Origin of the sequence: 'Nostoc azollae' 0708 (assembly GCF_000196515.1) — a bacterium.
Lineage (GTDB): Bacteria > Cyanobacteriota > Cyanobacteriia > Cyanobacteriales > Nostocaceae > Trichormus_B > Trichormus_B azollae.
Genome location: NC_014248.1, coordinates 4,587,539 through 4,608,781, shown reverse-complemented (window position 1 = coordinate 4,608,781; position 21,243 = coordinate 4,587,539). Strand labels below are relative to the sequence as shown.

Sequence of the window (21,243 nt, the reverse complement as noted above, 5' to 3'; positions counted from 1 at the left end):
CAAAAATACCTATTTGATAATTAACCAATTTCTCAAAATTCTTACTCCTGACTCCTGAATTCTTAGATAATCTTACATAAATAGAAGTGGCAACCTCTTCACTAGGAGAAATGTCTGATTAAACTTGTAGAGGCTTGTGATTTAACTATAAGCATGAAAATCCAACTTTATTTAGGCGCTTTATTTTCCCGAATTCAAGGAAGACATTGGTGGATAGGTATCCTCTTGTGGTTTGCTTTAGTTGCTCCTGCTCAAGCATCTGTCATCCTGCGTGTGGCAATTGAAAGGGGAGTAAATCAGGTCAAAGTTGGTGCTTCCACGACAGCAACTGTCAAAGATAGTGCTGGCCGTTCTCTTGGACAACTACCAGGAATGAGTGCTTATGCTGCTCAAGCGGTTCCTGGGGGAGTTGCTTTAGATAAATGGCAATCTAGTTTATTTTGGATTGAACCAACAGGCAAGGGATTTGTTTATATAGGCGATCGCTGGTTTCGTGGTAGAACTCTAGTTATCCCCACGGAAAAAGGTTTAACAGCAGTTAATTGGGTAGATTTAGAAGAATATCTCTACAGCGTCATCGGTGGAGAAATGAACTCTAGCTGGCCACAAGAAGCCTTAAAAGCCCAAGCGATCGCAGCCCGGACTTATGCCCTCTATGAGCGAGAAAAACAGCGCAACAATCCCATTTTCGACTTAGGAGATAGTCCCGATCGCTGGCAAATTTACAAAGGTGTCAGCAGCGAGTCACGTAACACTTACGCAGCAGTAGACCACACAGTAGGAAAAGTCCTCACCTATAACAACAAAATTATTCTCTCAGTCTTTCATGCTTGTTCCGGTGGACACACAGAAAACGTAGAAGACGTTTGGGGAAATACCCTCCCTTATCTACGTGCAGTCCAAGACTTTGATCAAAACGTCAAAGAATGTAACTGGGTAAAAACCTTCTCCCCAGGGGAAATAAGCAGCAGAATTTCCGGTATAGGCAATATTAAAGATATGATTGCCGAATCCTTCTCACCCTTCCGCAGCGTTAAAACCTTAAAAATAGTCGGTGCTCAAGGTACAAAAGTTCTCCAAGGTGAAGAAGTACGCACCGCACTCAAACTAAAAAGCACCCGTTTTAGCGTTAGTAAAGATGCAAACGGCAATTTCATCCTGCAAGGATTAGGTTTTGGACATGGTTTAGGGATGAGCCAGTGGGGAGCATACAATTTAGCTCAACGTGGAGTAAACTACCTACAAATTTTAGGACACTATTACAAAGGTGTAGCCTTAACTCCTATTCAGGCTAAGTAGACTGGGGATATGGGGATATGGGGATATGGGGATATGGGGATATGGGGATATGGGGATATGGGGAGGTTAATAACAATTACCAATCAGTAATTACCCATTACCAATCACCTATTCCCTATTTTCATCTAACCGGTTTTGCTTTTTCACTTGCTCAAATTCCTGTTCCAGTAAATCTGTGTCACTGGAATAAATTAAATCTTCCTTACCAATCACTTTCTCCGTTGCGAACTGACTAGCAAAAGCAATCTTCTGCTGTAAAAAATCATCCGCATTTGCTAAAAATCTGGCTCTTTCCAAACGTTCACGATTACGACCTGCAAGTTTACCATTACGCCATTGAATCCAAAAATAACGTACTAAAGGTATACCTAAAAAACCAATACCATAAGCTAACAGCAACCAATAAATTCCTTGCACAAAACCAACCAGTACTCCTATTTTCGCTGCGGCTGTGGCACCACTCAATAAACTACCTAACATTAGAGCAGCCACCAAATTCACGGCACCCAAACCAGCACTGAGCATAATTTGTTCAGAACTCGCCTCACTAAAACGCCAGGACAATTCCTCCAAATATGGTGCTATGGACTGACGCTGCTTTTTACTAGCTTTTACCTGCAATTCAGGAAAATAATAGACAATTTGCCCATCAGGACTTACCTGGGGTTTACCATTAAATTGAACCAGCACAGGCAACATATAATCTTCATGTTCTTGCTGATATTTTTCACCCAAATTATCCAAATAGGGCGCAATTTGTTCTGCTACCACTGCCCCTTTATGATTACGAATTAAAGTACCAATTTCTTGCCAACGACGTTCTTCTAAATTGGCGTTAGGATTCCCATCACCAAACAGAAACGAAAACACCGACTCAAAAAAATTGAATTTGCTATCTTCCCTTCTTTCTCTTCGTCGTTCCTGGGAATAATAATCAAGGCTAAAATACCAGAATAAATCAGGGAAAAAGAAGAAATTGAAGCCACTAGAACTACTGCTCCTATTATCTCCATCTCGGTCTGAGTTAGCAGCAGTAATAATGATGATGACAGTAACAGTAATCAGCGCAATAGAAGCTATTAACAAAAGGCCAAAGGAAATACGAATTAAGTAAAACAGCACCCCCCAAATCTTCTTCCACCATTCCTGCAATCGCAATTGCAAGTATTTATTACGCAAAATATTTCTAAAATTTTGCGGAAATTGATAAACAATATCACCGGATTCTGCTACCTGCAAATGTCCACCGGCGTCAGACGCTAGGGCTAATAAACCTTGATTAGCTTCACCTACATTTAAACCAGCCTGAGTTGCCACATCACCAACAGTAACACGGTATCCCAATTGTTCTACAGAGCGCATAATGGCGGGATTAGGAGTCATAGCTCTCCTCTCCTCTTATATTGTACAGTGCTTTTATTTAGTATAAAGTTGAATTTTATCCAACGACACATAGCACAAACTCTTGAGTAAATGATATGGTCATGATGAAACAAGATATTTGATGTCTTTAGACCAGGCTTGGTAAACCAGGAAATTTTTCTCCCACTATGGTTCAATATACTCTCGCTCAAAGCCCAGAAATTATCTTGACAGTTTCTGGTAAAGACTCCGCTAAAGCTCGCGAAAAAGCAATGGATCAGTTGATGGAACTCATGGAAACTGGTAAGCTACCCACAGAACTAGAAGAAGGATTTGGACCCCAACAGTTAATTGAACTTAAGGAACAAATTATTGATAATACCAGCGGTGAGGATGCCATTACCCAAGCCGTTCAAGTTCTGAGCAATTTGGCTACACTAAAGTTGAAAGTGCAGGAAACTCGGACTGAAGCTTTGGAAATTCGCAAAGCAGTTGATGTTCTATTCTCAGATAATTCTGTGACTGAGGAAGAGATTACCCGTCTCAAGGAGGGTTTTAAAGTTCTGAAGAACTTTGCTCAAGCTAATCTCCGTTATCAAGAAGCACGCAATAAAGCGGAACAAGCTAGACAGGTTTTAGACCAGGCTCTCAAATCATCAGAAAAGTAACAAGAAAGAAATCTTTCACTCTGACAACACAGACAAAAGTAAAAAACTAAAAAGGGCAGACTTAAAAATCTACCCTTTTTAATGCTGGGGCGCTAGGATTCGAACCTAGGGATGGCGGGACCAAAACCCGCTGCCGTACCACTTGGCTACGCCCCAATGAATCAACTTTAAATAATATAGCAGTTAACCTATGGTTTCTGTCAAGTATTTTTTCAAAAAACATTTCGATTTGTAAGGAGAAGGAAAATATCTCTTATTTTGGCAAGCATCAGAAGGAGGTGGGGGGGTTTTATCTCAGCTACTCCAACAACTAAAAGCCTTTTAAAAAATTGCCAATGCAGCATTAGATATCTGCCATTTCTTAGAACCCAAGGATACCTGTGTTCAAGCTTGCTATGAGTGTTTACGATAAATATACTTCTGTTTTCTCACTTTCAAAATCACTGTGGTTTTTAATCAGTAGATTAGATAAGTAGCCTGCTGATATGGAAATGCCAATATCCTCTAAGAACTCTAACAACTTGCCTTAGGTCATGTTGCCCCCATAGTACAAGCTGATAATCAGGGTTTTTATTCCTAAACCGAATTCTCCCTCATAACCGCAAGGAGTTCTGCCAAATAGGTTTTTCCTTCTCATGGTGAGTAGTATTTCTCTTTCCGAAATAGTACGTTATCGGTTGCCAGGATGATGTCTTGGATGATTACTTCTTCATACCCTTTGAACTGCGCCTCTGCCGGTAGTAATTCTTGGGGATATTCTAGTATTTCTTCTCTGTCTATTTTAATGCCAGCCTTCTTACTGCCTTTGTTGTCCTTTTTTGGCGTTTGTGGCTCTTTCTCCGATAAGTGATTGCTTGTGAAGCCTTTTTGATTCTTGGCTTTTATCTCTGGCTGACCCTTTTCTCCCTTCAATCGGTTGTTTTCATCTCTTAACCCTTGATTTCCTGCCCGTAATTCTTTAACTTCTGATTGTAACTGCTCTATTAGATTCAGTAATATCTCTACTTTCTGACCCATGGGTTCTTCTGCAATTCCTTTTCGCTTAATGCTTTGCAGCAACTCTGTTTGTGATAAGTCTTTTGCTAAAATTTTTGGCCTCATCTCTCATATTTTATAACGCCCTGTGTCCCACCCTCAACTTCTTCTTTTTTTCTCTTACCCCTACTTATTCCGCCGATACGCTAAGGATTCCAAAGATCGTCAAGACTGGAAGCCTCCAGTAGCAGACAAAAAAGCAGTTAGTATAAACAAACTTCGCATTTACTCAGAATATTAATTATGTCTACTTCAAGTGGTTTCCCGCGCTCGCTCCTTCAGAAAAAAAACCAAGAAGGATAAGCTTGACTATTTTATTTCTTACCGAATAGCTCATCCAAACCTGATAGAAGCTACTGAGATAGTTATGCGTAAGTAATATTGAAGAACCTGCGGCAGTATCGTTTATTTTTGTCTATGGGCCAAGCAGTATAGGTAAAACAACGATGAGACTGCGAGTTGAGCAGAAACTAATAGAACAGGCATTACCTGAACTAGAAACTGATAGATGTCAAATCCCAGTTGTTGGTATTGAAGCTATTGGCACAGAATCTAACCGATTCAACTGGAAAGATTATTTCACCCGTTCTTTAATTGCTTTAGAAGAAGCACTCATTGAATATAAGGTTGATTATGGCTCTAGAGGTATTCATCGTAATCATCAAGGGGAACTTATTCTTGAGCCAAGAGTGACTGCTCCACAACTACGTCGAGGCTTGGAAAATGCTTTAAAATACCGTCGCCCAAAAGCCTTTCCTATTGATGAAGCCCAGCATATGCAAAAAATGGCTAGTGGTCGTCGGCTTCAAGACAATATGGACTGCTTAAAGTCCCTTCCAAATTTAACAGGAGTCATGCATTTACTATTTAGTACTTATGAACTGTTAACATGTCGGAACCTAAGCACCCAACTGAGCCGACATACTGTTGACATCCATTTTCCGCGATACAATTCCAAATTAAGCGAGGATGTTGACGTTTTCATGAATGTGTTGTGGAATTTCCAGCAGCATCTACCACTACAAGAAGAACCAGACTTATTAAATAATTAGGAATACTGCTATAAATGTAGCCTTGGTTGGGGATACCGAAAGACTGGCTCACTCGTTCACTCAAAGAGGCATTAGACAAAGGCTCGGAAACATTAACTCTATAACATCTGCAACGACGAGCCTCGTCTGTCGCCCAACATCAAACAATGTTGAAAAAAATCCAAGAAGCTGAAGAGCAACTCACCGAAAGTTCAAACAAATATAAACAATTCTGTTTTGCTCTTGGACTAGATGGAGAAATATCCACTCCATTAGAAAATCCTTTAGCAAAAAATACAGAGCAGGTTGCAGAGGTGATTACAAAATCACAGGGAAGAAAAAGGTAGGTAGGTAAACGTAATCCTAAGGGAGATCAAATTGGGGAAGCAAAACAAAATGAAACTGAATAAGCTTGAAACATATGAGTATTGGAACTTAGAAAAACCAAATATTCTATCTCCCAGTCGGTTGTATGCACTGGCACCAGTTGGTGTTGGCACGCCGTATGCAGAAAGCCTAACAAGCTATATTGCTCGATTAGCTGAAACTCATGTTGTAACTACGGGTATATTAGTTCATTCTCAACTTGCACCATTTCTTAAAGAAGAAGACACATTTCAAAGTAAAAATGGAGGGATAGATCAAATTTTCTTTCACCACACAAGAATGATAGACCGAATAGAAACAGGGGTTATAAAGCTGATCCATGCCTTGGAATCATTAACTTTACCCAATGACTTGAAGTTTCTGACAATGCTGAACTGGGCTGAAAGAATTCCTAAACTAATCTTTCTTGATTCTGTAAGGGCATGGTGTCCAATCTGCTATTAAAATTGGCATATAAATCAACAAATAATATATGAACCGCTTCTTTGGTCACTTAAGAAAGTAAAGGTTTGTGTACATCATAATCAGCATCTTTATACCACGTGTCCATATTGTCAGAGAGAAAATAAATGATTTGATTGGAATTCAAGACCTGGTTCTTGTTCAAAATGTCAAGAGTGGCTTGGTTTGAGTAAAGAGAAGGTATCCTTAGAACCTATACACCTACAGGAAACTGAAATTGAGTGGCAAGATTTGGTTACAAAAAATCTTGGAGATTTAATCGCTGCTGCACCAACTTTATCTCCACTACCTCAAAGGAAAATTCATGAAACTCTTTCTACTTACGTCAATATAATTGCAAGTGGCAACATAGCTGCATTTGCTAAACACATTGGCAAATCTCAATTTCAAACTCGTGGATGGTGTCTAGGGAAAACTCTACCTACAATATCTACTCTTTTAGACATCTGTTTTCAACTGAAAATATTATGACTGGATTTCTTAACTAAAGAAGTATCTATCACAGATTTTGAGAACCTTCCCATACCAAAACTGGAAGAAGCAAGTGGGAAAATCAGAAAATGCTAAAGGACTAAAACCAACTAATTGCCGAATTTTAGCAGATTTAAGGACACGAGCAGTAATTCTCAGCCAAGAGGCTATTGCAACAGTTAAGGAGATTAGGCATGAATTAGGCTGGGAATAATAAAGTACTTTCCAATGACAAGGAAATTCTTCATACGCAATTAATTTACTCAATATAAAAAAACTTAGGAGTAAATGTGCGAATTACATACAATTCATGGGATTTATAAAAGCCTTGTATACCTAAACGTAGTAACCTATATCAACTAAAGTCTCTTGGCATTGGGACACATTACGTGGAAAGTTTGACAGGCTATATCGCTCGCCTTTCTGAATCTCACAATGTACTTCCTAGCGTGTTGATTGTCAGAGAAATTGCCTCACTTGCTAAGACAAAATTTATCAAACATATTACTAGTAGGGGATTAAGTGCCTTTTTCGAGTGTGCAACGGCTGTGAACAGTACAGAAGATATGGCACAAGATTTAGTTCAGGCACTTCAATTACTAGACACGGCCGAAAATTTAGAAACGAGTCTGTGTCTAGCTTTCCATAGTGTTAAGATGAGGAAAGAGCCCAGGAAAGAATAAGGGTTGGGAATAGTTAATGATAGGAACTATCCATGAAGATGTTGATGACAAATTCATAACTGACCTCATATCCATAACATTTATGAAATGGGCAAAACTAATGAACCACTTCCTAATGTGACTAAACCACAAATAGTTAGTAAGAATTACTTGTGAGTAAATTGGGGAATTCAGGGGAAATCTTTGTTGAGGTACCCGGGATATTTTTACAATTCTAATGACCTGTTCAACAAAAACACCCTTGCTGGAAAACTCTTTGTTTCCTGCCTTTTGCTCCGAGTCGCCATGGGCATAATCGCTATCATGTTTTTCTACCTCTTCAAGGAGACTAGCAGGCAGCTTAATGGGAATACCGAAGAAGACTTTGTGCATGTGGCAAACTAAAAAAGCTCTACTAACTAGTGCTGGATATGCTACTAAAGATCTGCTATCGCCTTGAAATCTCTTTCCTAGACTTTCTTAATACAGATAACCTGTATAATAATTCTTATACAAAGACATTACACAGATATTTAATACCTTCACGCACACCAAGAACACCTCAAAAATCATTCGACTCTAATCGAGGCAAAGATTTTTTACTAGCAGTCCTTGCAAGTGAAGAAGATCCACCACGAACCATGAAAGAGGTTTCTATACGTATAGGATATGATAAGCGGACAATTAATTGTTAACCACCTACCAGATTTAAGCAATAAAATTTCAGCCAGATACCTTATTTATACGAAAGCTTGTCACATCAGGAAAATAGAGCAGTCATGGAAGGAAGTTCAACAAATTGTGATTAAACTGCATCACCAAGGAGAATATCCTACAGAATTTAGTGTATCTGAACTAATGGCTAATCCGGGTCATTTTAGATATAAGCAAGTCCGTACATTTTTAGATAAAACACCACGTGAACTTGGAGTCTAAATTTATATCTAATCTGAATTGGTCTTGGAACTCTTGCCTATCTTGAATGTAATACGGGCTAGAGACACAGAAATGGCGTACCTCTCACCTGTATTTTACCTAATCTAAACTTGCTAGAATTAACTTGAAGCATAACCTTGCTGAATTGAATTGGAATCATAACTTTGCCGTTGCGACAAAGTTATGATTCCAATCACAAGTTCATATGCCGACAAAAGTTTTTCAAAGTGGGCAGGAGGAGAATCGAACTCCTATACCTTTCGGTGCCGCATTTTGAGTGCGGTGCGTCTACCAATTCCGCCACCTGCCCTTGGGTGTCACTATTGTAAGTTTAGCCTATTTTCTTATTTTGGCAACAGGTATTTAGACTTATTTAGGGATTGGGGAAGAATTATCAATGAGCAAGCTTTTGTATGAATGTGGGAACGTAATCAAGGCTTCCCTAGAGCCCACCTTCGGCACCCTAACTGTCACAGATAGTAGTACACAAGAACTAAAGCTCCTGCAAGGAAGAAAAGGCTCAATGAGAATAAATATGATTAAAATGGCAATAGACTGAGAGAATAAAGTTTTGTAAAGAAGATAAAAGAAAAGAAAATTTAATGATTTAAAAATTAAATTAGAACAGAAGAAGAAATGATTTAATCACAACAGGAGTTGTGGATAATTCTGTTGTGAAATCAAAGGTTCAAAAAATGGAAATTCAAAACCTAGACCATTTAGGCATAGTAGCAGGAATAATAGACGCCATAGGAGTAGTAGAAATAATCCTTGAAATTGGTGAGAAAGTAAGTCCGGGTCATGTAGTAAAAGCCATGATAATCAACGGGTTAGGATTTGTATGAAAACCCTTATATATGTTTCCCCAAGATTTTGAAACAATCCCCTGTGACCATCTAATAGGACCAGGAGTAACACCAGAATATCTCAAGGACGATAAACTGGGGAGAGTCATGGATAAACTATTTATAAAAGGATTGGATAGAATATTCTTTATTGTCGCCTTAAAAGCAGCCCAAAAATTTGGAGTATCCCTATGAGCAGGGCATCTAGACTCATCATAAATGGACGTACATGGGCAATATAATACCAGCTTACCAGAAGTAATATTTGAGAGTCAAAAAGTAGGAAATAATCAAGAACTAGAAGAATTAGCAGTAAAATCACCAAAAGAAATAACCATCACCTACGGTTATTCTGGTGACCATAGACCGGAGTTAAAACAGTCCATCATAGAAATGATATGTTCAGGAGATGGAGACATACCAATATATATTTTTAAAACTAGCATCGGGAAACCAAGCAGATTCATCATGCTTTGCTAAAATAGCAGTAGAGTACCAAAAACAATTAAAAGTTAACAGTCTCATAGTAGCAGACTGGTCCTTATATACAGAATCAAATCTAAAAATGATGAATGATGTCAGATTTAAGCTGGTTATGTCCAGTGCCATTAAGCGTAGAATCAGCACAATGATGAATATCAACATTACCATAACCAGAATTTGTTGATAGTAACTTACCCGGATATAAACTAGCTTCAAAAACAGTAAATTATCCATGAATAGAACAAAGATGGTTAGTAGTGCAAAGTCAAGAAAGAAGAGAATTCAGACCTGGGTAAACTCTCACAAAAAATTACCAAGGCACAATCAAAAGCTGTACAAGATTTCAAAAAGTTATCACCAGAAAAATTTGCTTGTGAAGCTGATGCTATCAAGGGGTTATCTAAACTATTACAACAATTCAAATATCACTAAATTAACCAGAGTAACGTTACTCAAATCAAATCTAAGAAAAAAGATAGTTCAGGAGAGATATCCTCTGAAATATCAGCTACATTCTCCCAGAATGAAAGTAAAATTAATACAGAATTTCTGAGGGCAGGGCGTTTTATTATTGCTACAAACCTTTTGGATTCAAATGAACTTACCCATGACTCCATCTTGAGTGAATATAAAGCTCAATGTAAATAAAGCTCAACAGTCTTGCCAGAGAGGGTTTGGTTTTCTCAAGGACCCATTATTTTTTGCAGACAGTATTTCCCTAAAAAGTCCAGAGAGAATAGAGTCCCTGGGAATGATGATGGGTTTATATCTGCTGGTTTATACTTTAGGGCAACGACAAATTAGAACCCCTTTGAGAGAGTCTAAATCAACCGTAAAAAATCAATTAGGCAAACCAACTGACCGACCCACTTTACGCTGGATTTTTCCATGCTTTTAGTCTATTCATTTAGTTGCACTTAACTAAGAAAAAAACATCTCTCCCTGGACTTAAGAGAGAGATTTCATTGTAAATCTTTTACCATATCATTGTTTTCCCTACTATCAATTAGTTACCTAATTTTTCTCTCTATTAATTTAATTTCTATCACAAAATAAGCTAATGTATTTGATTTATAGCTCTATTTTACTATGTCCATAATTTCTTTTTTTACTTCGATTTATTAGTCTAAGTTATGATTTATCTCTTGAATATCTTCATTTATCTGTTGACTCCTCTGGGCGGTGTTCTTTCTTATTGCTCCTTATTGAGAATAGCTTTTGATGCTATTTTTGGTGCTTTACTGTTTCTCCAATGCCTTTTTTCACTGCATATTTTTGTTTTTATGCTCCCTTGGATTTTTTCTCTCCGTAATTTCTCTCTGTGGCAGTTTAGGGTGCCGAATGTGGGATAAATCGAAGTAAAAAAAGAAATTATGGACATAGTAAAATAGAGCTATAAATCAAATACATTAGCTTATTTTGTGATAGAAATTAAATTAATAGAGAGAAAAATTAGGTAACTAATTGATAGTAGGGAAAACAATGATATGGTAAAAGATTTACAATGAAATCTCTCTCTTAAGTCCAGGGAGAGATGTTTTTTTCTTAGTTAAGTGCAACTAAATGAATAGACTAAAAGCATGGAAAAATCCAGCGTAAAGTGGGTCGGTCAGTTGGTTTGCCTAATTGATTTTTTACGGTTGATTTAGACTCTCTCAAAGGGGTTCTAATTTGTCGTTGCCCTAAAGTATAAACCAGCAGATATAAACCCATCATCATTCCCAGGGACTCTATTCTCTCTGGACTTTTTAGGAAAATACTGTCTGCGAAAAATAATGGGTCTTTGAGAAAACCAAACCCTCTCTCGCAAGACTGTTCAGCTTTATATTCATTCAAGATGGAGTCATGGGTAAGTTCATTTGAATCCAAAAGGTTTGTAGCAATAATAAAACGCCCTGCCCTCAGAAATTCTGTATTAATTTTACTTTCATTCTGGGAGAATGTAGCTGATATTTCAGAGGATATCTCTCCTGAACTATCTTTTTTCTTAGATTTGATTTGAGTAACGTTACTCTGGTTAATTTGGTGATATTTGAATTGTTGTAATAGTTTAGATAACCCCTTGATAGCATCAGCTTCACAAGCAAATTTTTCTGGTGATAACTTTTTGAAATCTTGTACAGCTTTTGATTGTGCCTTGGTAATTTTTTGTGAGAGCTTACCCAGGTCTGAATTCTCTTCTTTCTTGACTTTGCACTACTAACCATCTTTGTTCTATTCCTGGATAATTCACTGTTTTTGAAGCTAGTTTATATCCGGGGAAGTTACTATCAACAAATTCTGCTTCTGGTAATGTTGATATTCATCATTGTGCTGATTCTACGCTTAATGGCACTGGACATAACCAGGTTAAATCTGACATCATTCATCATTTTCAGATTTGATTCTGTATATAAGGCCCAGTCTGCTACTATGAGACTGTTAACTTTTAATTGTTTTTGGTACTCTACTGCTATTTTACCAAAGCATGATGAATCTGCTTGGTTTCCCGATGCTAGTTATAAAAATATATATTGGTCTGTCTCCATCTCCTGAACATATCATTTCTATAATGAACTGTTTTAACTCCGGTCTATGGTCACCAGAATAACTGTAAGTGATAGTTATTTCCTTTGGTGATTTTACTGCTAATTCTTCTAGTTCTTGATTATTTCCTACTTTTTGACTCTCAAATATTACTTCTGGTAAGCTGGTATTATATTGCCCATGTACGTCCATTTATGATGAGTCTAGATGCCCTGATTATAGGGATACTCCAAATTTTTGGGCTGCTTTTAAGGCGACAATAAAGAATATTCTATCCAATCCTTTTATAAATAGTTTATCCATGACTCTCCCCAGTTTATCGTCCTTGAGATATTCTGGTGTTACTCCTGGTCCTATTAGATGGTCACAGGGGATTGTTTCAAAATCTTGGGGAAACATATATAAGGGTTTTCATACAAATCCTAACCCGTTGATTATCATGGCTTTTACTACATGACCCGGACTTACTTTCTCACCAATTTCAAGGATTATTTCTACTACTCCTATGGCGTCTATTATTCCTGCTACTATGCCTAAATGGTCTAGGTTTTGAATTTCCATTTTTTGAACCTTTGATTTCACAACAGAATTATCCACAACTCCTGTTGTGATTAAATCATTTCTTCTTCTGTTCTAATTTAATTTTTAAATCATTAAATTTTCTTTTCTTTTATCTTCTTTACAAAACTTTATTCTCTCAGTCTATTGCCATTTTAATCATATTTATTCTCATTGAGCCTTTTCTTCCTTGCAGGAGCTTTAGTTCTTGTGTACTACTATCTGTGACAGTTAGGGTGCCGAAGGTGGGATAGAGATGTTGCAGCCGCACAAGTCGTCCTCCAAAGAGGGTATGCAGCCCTTGGGCAGACGGTCAAGTGCTTGCTGAGGGTAAATTCATTGGAATTCCGAAGATGCAAGAATCCCACGGCTTTTAATTAAAACGACCTAGGCGATGTTTTGATACCCGTAGGAGTATCAACAAAGTTGAATCAATATCTTGCAAATTAGCACAGCCGCTGAGTGCCATGGCGGTGGTTAACTCATCTTTGAGTAGGGAGATGATTTCAGATACTCCTGTTTTTCTAGATACCGCCAATCCCCATAAGACAGGGCGACCGGCGATGAAGACAGCTTTTGCGCCGATGGCTAAGGCTTTGAGGATGTCTGTACCACGACGAATACCTCCATCTCATAGGACTCCTGCTCTACCGTCTACTGCTGCTATGATTTCCGGTAGGGCATCTAAGGATGCGATCACACCATCTAATTGTCTACCACCATGATTAGAAACCACAATCCCTTGAGCGCTATATTCTACAGCCCTCACTGCATCATTACCCCGTAAAATCCCTTTCAATACAAACGGTAGCGGACTCAGAGATTGCAACCATTCCAAATCTTTCCAAGTCAGCGCAGGGTTAATTTGTTGGGCAAAATAGGTTAATAACCCAGATTCTCTCTGGGCATGAGGAATGTCTAATCCTGATATCTTGGTTAAACTAGCAGGATGCAAACCAGGGGGTAAGGTAAATTCATTGCGTTGATCTCGTTCTCGCTTTCCCAAGATCGGCGCATTGACAGTTAAACACAGTGCTTGATAACCTGCCGTGTAGGCTCTTTCTACCAAAGCACGATTTAAACCCCTATCTTTGTGGATGGATGTCAAGCTGAAACCATTGTAAACGATTGGAAACTGTTGCAACTTCTTCCAAACTCTTGGTAGACAATGTACTCAACACCATGGCTATACCTGCTGAAGCCGCAGCGGAGGCTGTAGCAATTTCCCCTTCTGGATGTGCAAGACATTGAAAAGCCATGGGTGCAATTACCCTTGCTAATTGCAAAGATGCACCCAAAACTTTGGTTGTCAGGTTAATCTCACTCAGATCCACTAGCATTGTAGGACGGAGTTTCACTCGTGAAAAAGCGGCACGATTATCCTGCAAGGTTATTTCATCCCACGCACCACTGCTGTAATAATCAAAAGCCATCTGTGAAAGATGTTCTTTTGCTAGTCGTTCATATTCAAATAAGTTTATGGGTGAGTTCATCTCTTGCACTTCGCCTGCTTTCCTGTCACCTGTATTTACCAATTGCGCCATCCGCCGCCTTTGGGTGCGGTTTCAACCTTGTCATTAAAACCGTGATTTTGCAGTAATTTCTGGTACTCTAAACTACTACTCCAACGGTCAATTTCCCTGGCTCGTAATACTGGTACTGGATGACTTAATTGGGCGGTGCGGGCTTCTTTTACCATGACTCCAAGTTGGGTTTTGCTGATGTCATCATAAGCATGTGCTTGGGCAACAAAGGCATCAAGATTTAGCTTGGGTGCTAAGGTGGGAGAACCACCGGCTAACTTCATTAATACTGACATGACAACTTTGGGGTTTTGGGTAGCTAACAAAGCGGCGCGATCGCAGGTAAACTCAGCACAACGTACCCATTCTAATAATTGTGCCTGTAATGCTTGAGCTACAACAGCACCGACATTAGGTAAAATTGCTGCGGCTAAGACTAATAAATTCACAGGTGTTAAATAAACGCTGTGGTCACATTTGAGATGTCCCAACTCATGGGCAATTACAGCTTGAATTTCCTCTGGTGTGAGAATATCAATTAAGGAAGTGTGCAGAACCACAAAAGGCTGTTTACCACGCATTGCAAATGTATAAGCATTAGGCGCAGGATGTTGGCGGACATATAACTGTGGTGGCTCAATATCTAAAGTTTTGCAAGCTTCTAATAATAAATTGTGTAAATCAGGTAATTGTTTTTCACCTACCAAAATACTAGAAGCAATATTTTCTACATAGAAAACCTGTTCAGCCATTGGTCCTACCCAATTTCGCACCATCATATCTATCCCTGGAACTTGCTTGAGAGTTTTCGTTGCTTCCAAGTCCAGAGGATGGCGGAATGAGTCAGCTTTTAAACCAATTAGGCGGGTTTTAAGTAAAGACATAATTATGGTAATCAATAAAAAATACAACTCCCACAGATAGTATAGCGATTTCAGTAGAGTGGTACTGGTGATCGCTACTAAGGACTTTTCAAACATCCTCTGAAGTAGTGCGTAGCATTTTAGTAAATTCAATAAAAACAGGACTTACCCAACTGGCATATTAGTATGGTGCGTCAGACCTATATATTGGTTAATATCAATAGATTTTCGGCATCTGACGCACCATACGAGAGATTTGATTGTGACACTTGCGTAAGTCCTAAAAAAATAAACTAATGGCGGATTTTACCTGTTGATATTTCATCAACAGGTAAAATCCGCCATCAAGTCACCAAATACCAAATCCCCTAACTCTAGATAGATACCGAAGCCGGAGGATTACTGCTATTCCTATGTAATTCTGCATCTGCTGATGCTTCGTTTATACGGATAATCTTTGCTCCGAGTTGCTGCAATTTTATATCCAGGCGATCATAACCACGATCTAGGTGGTTTAATCCTTGAATGGTGGTTTGTCCTTCTGCGGCTAGTCCTGCTATCACCAAGGCTGCGGATGCTCGTAAATCCGTGCCTATGACTGGTGCACCGGATAACATTGGTACTCCCCGCACAAAGGCAGTATTACCTTTAACGCGAATATCTGCTCCCAAGCGATTTAACTCAGAAGCATGACGCAGACGATTTTCAAACACAGATTCATTAATGATGCTGTCACCTTCTGCCAAAGTCAGCAATGACATAAATGGCGCTTGCATATCTGTAGGAAAACCCGGATGGGGCAAAGTATCAATATCTGTAGCTTTGAGTTTTTCTGCTGGCAAAACGCGCAAACAGTCTGATGCTTCTTCAATGATGGGTACGCCAATATCTCGCAATTTGGCAATGACGGGAATTAAATGATCTGGTGCTACTGGAGAGAGCAACAGTTCCGAACGAGTCATGGCTGCGGCGAGTAAAAAAGTTCCTGTTTCAATGCGATCGGGAATAATTGAATAGTCGGTAGAATGTAATTTATCAACACCAACGATAGTAATAGTACTTGTGCCTGGACCTTGAATTTTTGCTCCCATTGATTTACAGAAGTTAGCTAAATCCACTACTTCTGGTTCTCTGGCCGCATTTTCAAGGATAGTTTCCCCATCTGCTAGGGTAGCTGCCATCATAAGGGTTTCTGTTGCACCAACGCTGGGAGTATCTAAGTAAATTTTCGCACCCTTCAATCTGCCATTATTACCAGGCACGTAGGCATTACAAATACCATGCTCAATTTGCACTTCTGCTCCCATTGCTTGCAGTCCCCTGACGTGCAAATCAACAGGTCTAGCACCAATGGCACAACCCCCCGGTAATGGCATCTGTGCTATTCCCATTCGTGCCAATATTGGCCCGATGGCAAAAAAACTGGCTCGCAGTTGGGTAACTAGTTCATAAGGTGCTTTAGATGTGCTAATTTTTCTGGCATTGACATCTAAAATGTCGCTGTTTCTGGTTAAGCGCAAACCTAAAGCTGATAAAACTTGCCCCATGCGCTCTACGTCCGCTAATAGGGGGACGTTGCGAATACGACAATCTCCTGAACAAAGCAAAGCCCCAGCCATGATTACCAGTGCTGAATTTTTTGCCCCGCTAATTCTTACATGACCCCGCAGAGGATGCCCACCCCAAATTTGCAAGACTGAGGAGTCTGCTTCAGGTGACAACTTGGCATCTGGTAAGCTGCTAGAAGAATTAATAAGCCTACCTCCAAAAAATAAATAATAATAAAGGTTTGAAGTTGGTTTTGATTTTACTCCAACGCTCCCACCCCTCAAGGATACAACACACTGAAATTTGCAGAATTTGAAAGTGTTGTTGGTAGGGTCTTAACGCTGATCACACTATTCTGTAAAAAGTTGATTTGTGCAACATTATTTTCCTGCTAAAATTATTACTCGGTGATAAACTGTTTGTTTTTTCTCACTTTTCTAAAGATTATAGTGATAGTTAGGTTGACAAAATCAAATAATTAAGTGACTATTAATAAATAAATTGTGGATAAAACTACAAATGCCAGCGGAACTGGCGGAATTGGCAGACGCGCTAGATTCAGGTTCTAGTGCCGCAAGGCTTCCGGGTTCAAGTCCCGGGTTCCGCATATTGAGATGTTTTAGGTTGAAAATTCAGTTGAAAATCGAAGGGTATCAAAATTTAACTGAATTTTTAGGTCTTTGATTGAGTCTCCCCCACTTGTGGGATGGGCAATTCTTTTGGTATGGTCTAAATTTATGTTACAAAACTGAAAATTACGAATTACGTATCCCTATCGGGATTATCCGTTCTATTACGAATTTTTCTAAAATCGTGCTGACAAGTTTACAAAATTCCCTGGTTAAGCAAATCCGTAAGCTGCACTCTACCAAGGAGAGGCATAAGCAGCAGTTATTTTTATTGGAAGGGACGCACTTACTAGAAGAAGCTTGTGCGGCTAATTACCCTTTAGAAGTGGTGTGTTGCACTCTTCAATGGCAGCAAGCACATCCGCAGTTGTGGTCTGAGGTTTGTAGTCGGTGCGATGCCTCCGGCGGGGGAAGCCATCGAGCAGAAGTTGTCAGTGAAGAAATTTTAGCAGCGATCGCCACAACAGTACAACCGGATGGGGTAGTAGCGACTGCAAAACGGAGTCAACAGCAAACTCAAGTTCCCTTGACTGGTTTGGTGTTGGGGGTGGAAACTCTCCAAGATCCTGGTAATTTAGGAACTATGATTCGTGCTGCAGCTGCTGCGGGGGCATCGGGTTTATGGTTGAGTGATGATAGTGTTGATTTAGATAACCCCAAGGTTCTACGTGCATCTGCTGGGCAGTGGTTTCGCTTAGATAAGGCAGTAAGTCCAGACTTAAAAGCTACTGTTCAACAATGTCAGCAAGCAGGAATGCAGGTGATTGCTACTTTACCAACTGCTAGTTTAACTTATTGGGAGGTTGATTGGCGCAAACCTAGTTTGATTTTACTGGGCAATGAAGGTGCTGGTTTATCGGATGATTTAGCAGCGATGGCCGATACCCAAGTCAAGATTCCCCTCAATCCTGGAGTAGATTCATTGAATGTGGCTATCGCAGCCGCTTTAATGTTATATGAAGCCCAACGACAAAAAATTTATGGATGGTTTTTATGATTTTTTTGTGCGAAATAAATATTGTTCAATATCGGCAACCGCATCCTCTAATGCCGCTAGATCAATATTTACTGTATTTTTACTGGTTTGTACGTTAGTAGCTTTACTAGTTTCAACTTCTGTGATATCTTGACCATCATTGGGATTAACTTGTAAGATATCTCCCAACTGGATAAGAGATTGTTGAAAATTCTGAGATGTAGCGCATCGTTGATGTTGCTCAATAGGTTTCATAACCTTGATTTAAAAATAATTGTTTAGTGCTTGAACTTCTGGATTGCATTTGATATTCCAGTGGAATGGAGCATCTTAAAATCATTATGAGATTTATTTGCTCACTATTATTTAAGTGAGTATCAATTTTACACATTAATAGGCTGGATTGCCAAATTAGTGGTATTGCCAGGAGGCAGGAAGTTATTATTCCCTGACACCCTTCTATCACTGATTTTAAAAGCCAGTGGAGTGAATAACTGATAGCTGATATACTAAGAACGGTTTAAAAGTGTCATTCTGAAAGAGATAGTGAAGAATCTGCGAGGTACTTCGCTGCACTACGTTACCCATGGCTTACGGCACGCTGCGCTATCAGTATGGCATAAGTCCAAGTTTCACCGGTTTCCACCAGTATAAACGGAATGAATAAATTAACTAAACAAATAGTAATTTGGCTGGGTGCAGGTATTATTGTTCTCAGTTTGATGGGGTACGAGCGCTTATTTCCCCCTGCTGGTGATATTGTGGAACGGGTAACCGATGGTGATACATTGGTATTGAAAGGCGTTGATGGTCAGAAATTCACGGTACGCTTTGCTTGTGTGGATGCACCGGAAATACCTCACTCGGAGAAGGAGAAGAGTAGTAAACGGGTTCAGGATGTGAATCAATTTAGTTGGGGTATGAAAGCACAAACAAGGGTAGAGGAACTTATAAAACAGTCAGGTGATCGCGTAAACTTGAATATTATAGAGAGCGATCGCTATGGTAGAAAAGTTGCAGAAGTGCGTTTAAAAGATGGCGCTTTTGTCCAACAAGTTTTATTACAGGAAGGATTAGCGAAAGTATATGGGGCTTATTTACGTAACTGTCCCAGTAAAGCTTTATTGCAACAAGTCGAAGCGCGAGCGCAACAGCAAAAGATTGGTATTTGGAATGATCAGAAATTTATTGACCCTTGGGAATATAGGAAAGTGAGTAAATGAAATACTTAGGGCTTGCTGATAGCGTAGGGTGGCTTTAAGCCATATAAACAGAAAACCTGTATAAATCAAGAGTTTCAGGGGTTTAATGAAAAATGATTGTTACAGATGCAAGGTTCGGTTAAGCGACAGCGTAACCCAACAAACTCCCCAAAATGTTGGGTTGACGTAAGGAAACCCAACCTAAATCTTAAAATTTTGATTCAGACACCTCTCCATTTCATCCATTTTTCTAAGCGACTAATGGCTTGAGAAGAAACCAATGTCAAACATAAATAAATCACAGCCACCGCAGCGTAAATTTCAAAGGCGTGATAATTTTCTGCCACTATTAGTTGTCCTTTTCGGAACAATTCTGCAAAACCAATTACAGCTACTAAACTAGTATCTTTTAATAAACTAATCAATTCATTACCCAAAGGTGGAATCATCCGCTGTAAAGCTTGGGGAAAAATTAGATGACGCATTGTTTGAAGTGGATTTAAAACCAGTGAACGGGCTGCTTCTGATTGTCCAACTTCGATTGATTGAATCCCAGCCCGGACAATTCCTGCAATATAAGCTGTGCTGTTTAAACTGAAAGTAATTACTCCAGCTAGGAGGCGATTTAATAAAAAACTAAAACCTAACTCTTAGAAAAATCCTGGTAACCCAAAGTAAATCATAAATATCTGCACTAGTAAAGGAGTGCCTCGAGAAAAATCTACATAATCCCTCGCTAACCAACGCACAGGTTTAATTGCAGAAAGACTAAAAATACCAATTAAAGAACCACCAGCTAAACTCGATATTACTGATATAAATGCTAATTGGAATGTTAATAATACGCCGACTAATAAAGTTGGTAGAGACTCTAATATTAAGCTAAACTAATTTAATCTAGCTTTATGTTGATTAGTAAATAGTGATTATTTTGCTAATCCTAAACTGTTATTTTCAAGCATTCATTTTGATAATTCTGTTGAGGATTCCCCTTTGCTAAAATCTTTCTTTAACCTTGGTTAACCAAAGATAAATAAGGGTAATTTTTAGCAGTAGTAATTCTTTAAAATTCCTCTGTTAGTGATTTTACTATGACTTTGATTCCTTGAAGATTACCTCTATTTATGGCATATCAACTTATGGTGGCATATAAAGTTATCGGTGCATCATTAATAACTACATCAACATTACCATTTAGTAATTCTTGCAATGCTAGAGGTGCAGAATCAAAACTACTAACTTGGGCCCTAGTCACACTTTTAGCCTTTTCTGTGCCTGTTGTACCAATCTGTACAGCGATTTTTTTCCTTCACAGACTTTTAAAACTAGTAATATTTTGATTATCTGCGCGAATTGCAATTGCTAACCCAGGTTTAAAATAAGGACGAGAGAAAGCTACTGTTTTCGATCTCTCTTCTGTAATGATCATCAAACTAATTGCCGCATCTATACTTTTAGTTTGCAGTGCGGTAATAATGCCATCAAAAGGTTAACTTTGGAATTCTACCTGAAAACTAGCAGCAGTTGTGATCGCTCTCATCAAATCAATAGAAAAAGCCTCTAACTCTCCACCCTTCCCCTGAAACTCAAAAGGAGGAAAAGCCGGTTCAGTCGCTACTCGTAGAGTTTTTCTACCACTAGGATTCACACTACAACCAGCTAACAAGCAACTACTTAACCCAACCACCAAAAACCAAGATAAGCAGCGCCTAAAACCAAACTTGATCATTTCTCCTCTCAGTTTTAGCTGCATCCTATGCGGTAGGTTTAATTTCCT

At 39.0% G+C, this 21,243-nt stretch carries 17 protein-coding genes, 3 tRNA genes and 4 pseudogenes; 14 read left to right on the top strand and 10 right to left on the bottom strand.

What is annotated here, in order from left to right:
- Positions 1 to 153 precede the first annotated feature (153 nt).
- Complete coding sequence (locus AAZO_RS21500; protein ID WP_013192799.1) at positions 154 to 1,299, top strand: SpoIID/LytB domain-containing protein; 1,146 nt, start codon at positions 154 to 156, stop codon at positions 1,297 to 1,299.
- A gap of 108 nt (positions 1,300 to 1,407) precedes the next feature.
- On the opposite strand, the gene AAZO_RS21495 is transcribed toward AAZO_RS21500, so the two are convergent.
- Positions 1,408 to 2,682 carry a hypothetical protein gene (locus tag AAZO_RS21495; RefSeq protein WP_013192798.1) on the bottom strand — a complete coding sequence of 425 codons (1,275 nt, stop codon included), beginning with the start codon at positions 2,680 to 2,682 and terminating at the stop codon, positions 1,408 to 1,410.
- A 167-nt stretch (positions 2,683 to 2,849) separates the two neighbouring features.
- On the opposite strand from AAZO_RS21495, the gene AAZO_RS21490 reads away from it, so the two are divergent.
- Positions 2,850 to 3,329, top strand: a complete 480-nt coding sequence (locus AAZO_RS21490; protein WP_013192797.1) for a hypothetical protein — start codon at positions 2,850 to 2,852, stop codon at positions 3,327 to 3,329.
- An 84-nt stretch (positions 3,330 to 3,413) separates the two neighbouring features.
- Here AAZO_RS21490 and AAZO_RS21485 read toward each other — a convergent pair.
- Both AAZO_RS21485 and AAZO_RS21480 read right to left on the bottom strand, forming a co-directional pair.
- Positions 3,414 to 3,485 (bottom strand) — tRNA-Gln (locus tag AAZO_RS21485).
- Between the two features lie 477 nt (positions 3,486 to 3,962).
- Entirely contained in the window at positions 3,963 to 4,430 is a 468-nt protein-coding gene (locus tag AAZO_RS21480; protein WP_013192796.1) for a hypothetical protein, read from the bottom strand.
- A gap of 314 nt (positions 4,431 to 4,744) precedes the next feature.
- On the opposite strand from AAZO_RS21480, the gene AAZO_RS27595 reads away from it, so the two are divergent.
- The 7 genes from AAZO_RS27595 to AAZO_RS21450 all read left to right on the top strand — a co-directional run bounded on the left by AAZO_RS27595 (position 4,745) and on the right by AAZO_RS21450 (position 8,313).
- Positions 4,745 to 5,416, top strand: a complete 672-nt coding sequence (locus tag AAZO_RS27595) for an AAA family ATPase (protein ID WP_228371759.1) — start codon at positions 4,745 to 4,747, stop codon at positions 5,414 to 5,416.
- 146 nt (positions 5,417 to 5,562) lie between these two features.
- A complete protein-coding gene (locus AAZO_RS27590; protein WP_049790885.1) occupies positions 5,563 to 5,742 on the top strand; it encodes a hypothetical protein in 180 nt (59 codons plus the stop codon).
- Between the two features lie 49 nt (positions 5,743 to 5,791).
- The gene (locus tag AAZO_RS21470) at positions 5,792 to 6,226 is read left to right on the top strand and encodes a TniQ family protein (protein ID WP_144031357.1); all 435 of its coding nucleotides are present in this window, start codon (positions 5,792 to 5,794) and stop codon (positions 6,224 to 6,226) included.
- 249 nt (positions 6,227 to 6,475) lie between these two features.
- The gene (locus tag AAZO_RS21465) at positions 6,476 to 6,715 is read left to right on the top strand and encodes a hypothetical protein (protein ID WP_187289552.1); all 240 of its coding nucleotides are present in this window, start codon (positions 6,476 to 6,478) and stop codon (positions 6,713 to 6,715) included.
- A gap of 73 nt (positions 6,716 to 6,788) precedes the next feature.
- Positions 6,789 to 6,929 carry a hypothetical protein gene (locus tag AAZO_RS35820; protein ID WP_013192795.1) on the top strand — a complete coding sequence of 47 codons (141 nt, stop codon included), beginning with the start codon at positions 6,789 to 6,791 and terminating at the stop codon, positions 6,927 to 6,929.
- Between the two features lie 175 nt (positions 6,930 to 7,104).
- Complete coding sequence (locus tag AAZO_RS21460; protein WP_144031356.1) at positions 7,105 to 7,398, top strand: hypothetical protein; 294 nt, start codon at positions 7,105 to 7,107, stop codon at positions 7,396 to 7,398.
- Positions 7,399 to 8,046: 648 nt separating this feature from the next.
- Positions 8,047 to 8,313 carry a hypothetical protein gene (locus tag AAZO_RS21450; protein ID WP_041641756.1) on the top strand — a complete coding sequence of 89 codons (267 nt, stop codon included), beginning with the start codon at positions 8,047 to 8,049 and terminating at the stop codon, positions 8,311 to 8,313.
- Positions 8,314 to 8,541: 228 nt separating this feature from the next.
- On the opposite strand, the gene AAZO_RS21445 is transcribed toward AAZO_RS21450, so the two are convergent.
- A tRNA-Leu gene (locus AAZO_RS21445) sits at positions 8,542 to 8,623 on the bottom strand.
- A 385-nt stretch (positions 8,624 to 9,008) separates the two neighbouring features.
- On the opposite strand from AAZO_RS21445, the pseudogene AAZO_RS44195 reads away from it, so the two are divergent.
- A pseudogene (locus tag AAZO_RS44195) lies at positions 9,009 to 10,659 on the top strand (IS1634 family transposase).
- A 115-nt stretch (positions 10,660 to 10,774) separates the two neighbouring features.
- Positions 10,775 to 10,993 (top strand): hypothetical protein, encoded by a 219-nt coding sequence (locus AAZO_RS42920; RefSeq protein WP_013192793.1) that lies wholly within the window; start codon positions 10,775 to 10,777, stop codon positions 10,991 to 10,993.
- Positions 10,994 to 11,093: 100 nt separating this feature from the next.
- Here the strand turns inward: AAZO_RS42920 and AAZO_RS44190 are convergent.
- The 4 genes and pseudogenes from AAZO_RS44190 to murA all read right to left on the bottom strand — a co-directional run bounded on the left by AAZO_RS44190 (position 11,094) and on the right by murA (position 16,865).
- Positions 11,094 to 12,728, bottom strand: a pseudogene (locus AAZO_RS44190) (IS1634 family transposase).
- 370 nt (positions 12,729 to 13,098) lie between these two features.
- Positions 13,099 to 14,218 (bottom strand): annotated as a pseudogene (locus AAZO_RS21420) (alpha-hydroxy acid oxidase).
- 35 nt (positions 14,219 to 14,253) lie between these two features.
- Positions 14,254 to 15,132, bottom strand: coding sequence for a M48 family metallopeptidase (locus AAZO_RS21415; protein ID WP_041643599.1), 879 nt, complete (start codon positions 15,130 to 15,132; stop codon positions 14,254 to 14,256).
- Positions 15,133 to 15,485: 353 nt separating this feature from the next.
- Positions 15,486 to 16,865 carry a UDP-N-acetylglucosamine 1-carboxyvinyltransferase gene (gene murA / locus AAZO_RS21410; RefSeq protein WP_049790983.1) on the bottom strand — a complete coding sequence of 460 codons (1,380 nt, stop codon included), beginning with the start codon at positions 16,863 to 16,865 and terminating at the stop codon, positions 15,486 to 15,488.
- 319 nt (positions 16,866 to 17,184) lie between these two features.
- On the opposite strand from murA, the gene AAZO_RS21405 reads away from it, so the two are divergent.
- Positions 17,185 to 17,266, top strand: a tRNA-Leu gene (locus AAZO_RS21405).
- 206 nt (positions 17,267 to 17,472) lie between these two features.
- Positions 17,473 to 18,285, top strand: coding sequence for a TrmH family RNA methyltransferase (locus AAZO_RS21400; protein WP_013192789.1), 813 nt, complete (start codon positions 17,473 to 17,475; stop codon positions 18,283 to 18,285).
- Here AAZO_RS21400 and AAZO_RS21395 read toward each other — a convergent pair.
- Positions 18,280 to 18,519 carry a hypothetical protein gene (locus AAZO_RS21395; protein ID WP_013192788.1) on the bottom strand — a complete coding sequence of 80 codons (240 nt, stop codon included), beginning with the start codon at positions 18,517 to 18,519 and terminating at the stop codon, positions 18,280 to 18,282. The two genes, AAZO_RS21400 and AAZO_RS21395, sit on opposite strands and share 6 nt — an antisense overlap.
- A gap of 404 nt (positions 18,520 to 18,923) precedes the next feature.
- Here AAZO_RS21395 and AAZO_RS21390 point away from each other — a divergent pair, with 404 nt between their 5' ends.
- A complete protein-coding gene (locus AAZO_RS21390) occupies positions 18,924 to 19,487 on the top strand; it encodes a thermonuclease family protein (protein ID WP_013192786.1) in 564 nt (187 codons plus the stop codon).
- A gap of 200 nt (positions 19,488 to 19,687) precedes the next feature.
- Here AAZO_RS21390 and AAZO_RS21385 read toward each other — a convergent pair.
- Positions 19,688 to 21,195: pseudogene (locus AAZO_RS21385) on the bottom strand (ABC transporter permease subunit).
- Between the last annotated feature and the right edge of the window lie 48 nt (positions 21,196 to 21,243).

What these genes read in the sequence shown, in the direction of transcription:
- AAZO_RS21500 (WP_013192799.1), top strand. Translation starts at nt 154, where the DNA reads ATGAAAATCCAACTTTATTTAGGCGCTTTATTTTCCCGAATTCAAGGA.
- AAZO_RS21495 (WP_013192798.1), bottom strand. Translation starts at nt 2,682, where the DNA reads ATGACTCCTAATCCCGCCATTATGCGCTCTGTAGAACAATTGGGATAC.
- AAZO_RS21490 (WP_013192797.1), top strand. Translation starts at nt 2,850, where the DNA reads ATGGTTCAATATACTCTCGCTCAAAGCCCAGAAATTATCTTGACAGTT.
- AAZO_RS21480 (WP_013192796.1), bottom strand. Translation starts at nt 4,430, where the DNA reads ATGAGGCCAAAAATTTTAGCAAAAGACTTATCACAAACAGAGTTGCTG.
- AAZO_RS27590 (WP_049790885.1), top strand. Translation starts at nt 5,563, where the DNA reads ATGTTGAAAAAAATCCAAGAAGCTGAAGAGCAACTCACCGAAAGTTCA.
- AAZO_RS21470 (WP_144031357.1), top strand. Translation starts at nt 5,792, where the DNA reads ATGAAACTGAATAAGCTTGAAACATATGAGTATTGGAACTTAGAAAAA.
- AAZO_RS21450 (WP_041641756.1), top strand. Translation starts at nt 8,047, where the DNA reads ATGATAAGCGGACAATTAATTGTTAACCACCTACCAGATTTAAGCAAT.
- AAZO_RS42920 (WP_013192793.1), top strand. Translation starts at nt 10,775, where the DNA reads ATGATTTATCTCTTGAATATCTTCATTTATCTGTTGACTCCTCTGGGC.
- AAZO_RS21415 (WP_041643599.1), bottom strand. Translation starts at nt 15,132, where the DNA reads ATGTCTTTACTTAAAACCCGCCTAATTGGTTTAAAAGCTGACTCATTC.
- AAZO_RS21395 (WP_013192788.1), bottom strand. Translation starts at nt 18,519, where the DNA reads ATGAAACCTATTGAGCAACATCAACGATGCGCTACATCTCAGAATTTT.
- AAZO_RS21390 (WP_013192786.1), top strand. Translation starts at nt 18,924, where the DNA reads ATGAATAAATTAACTAAACAAATAGTAATTTGGCTGGGTGCAGGTATT.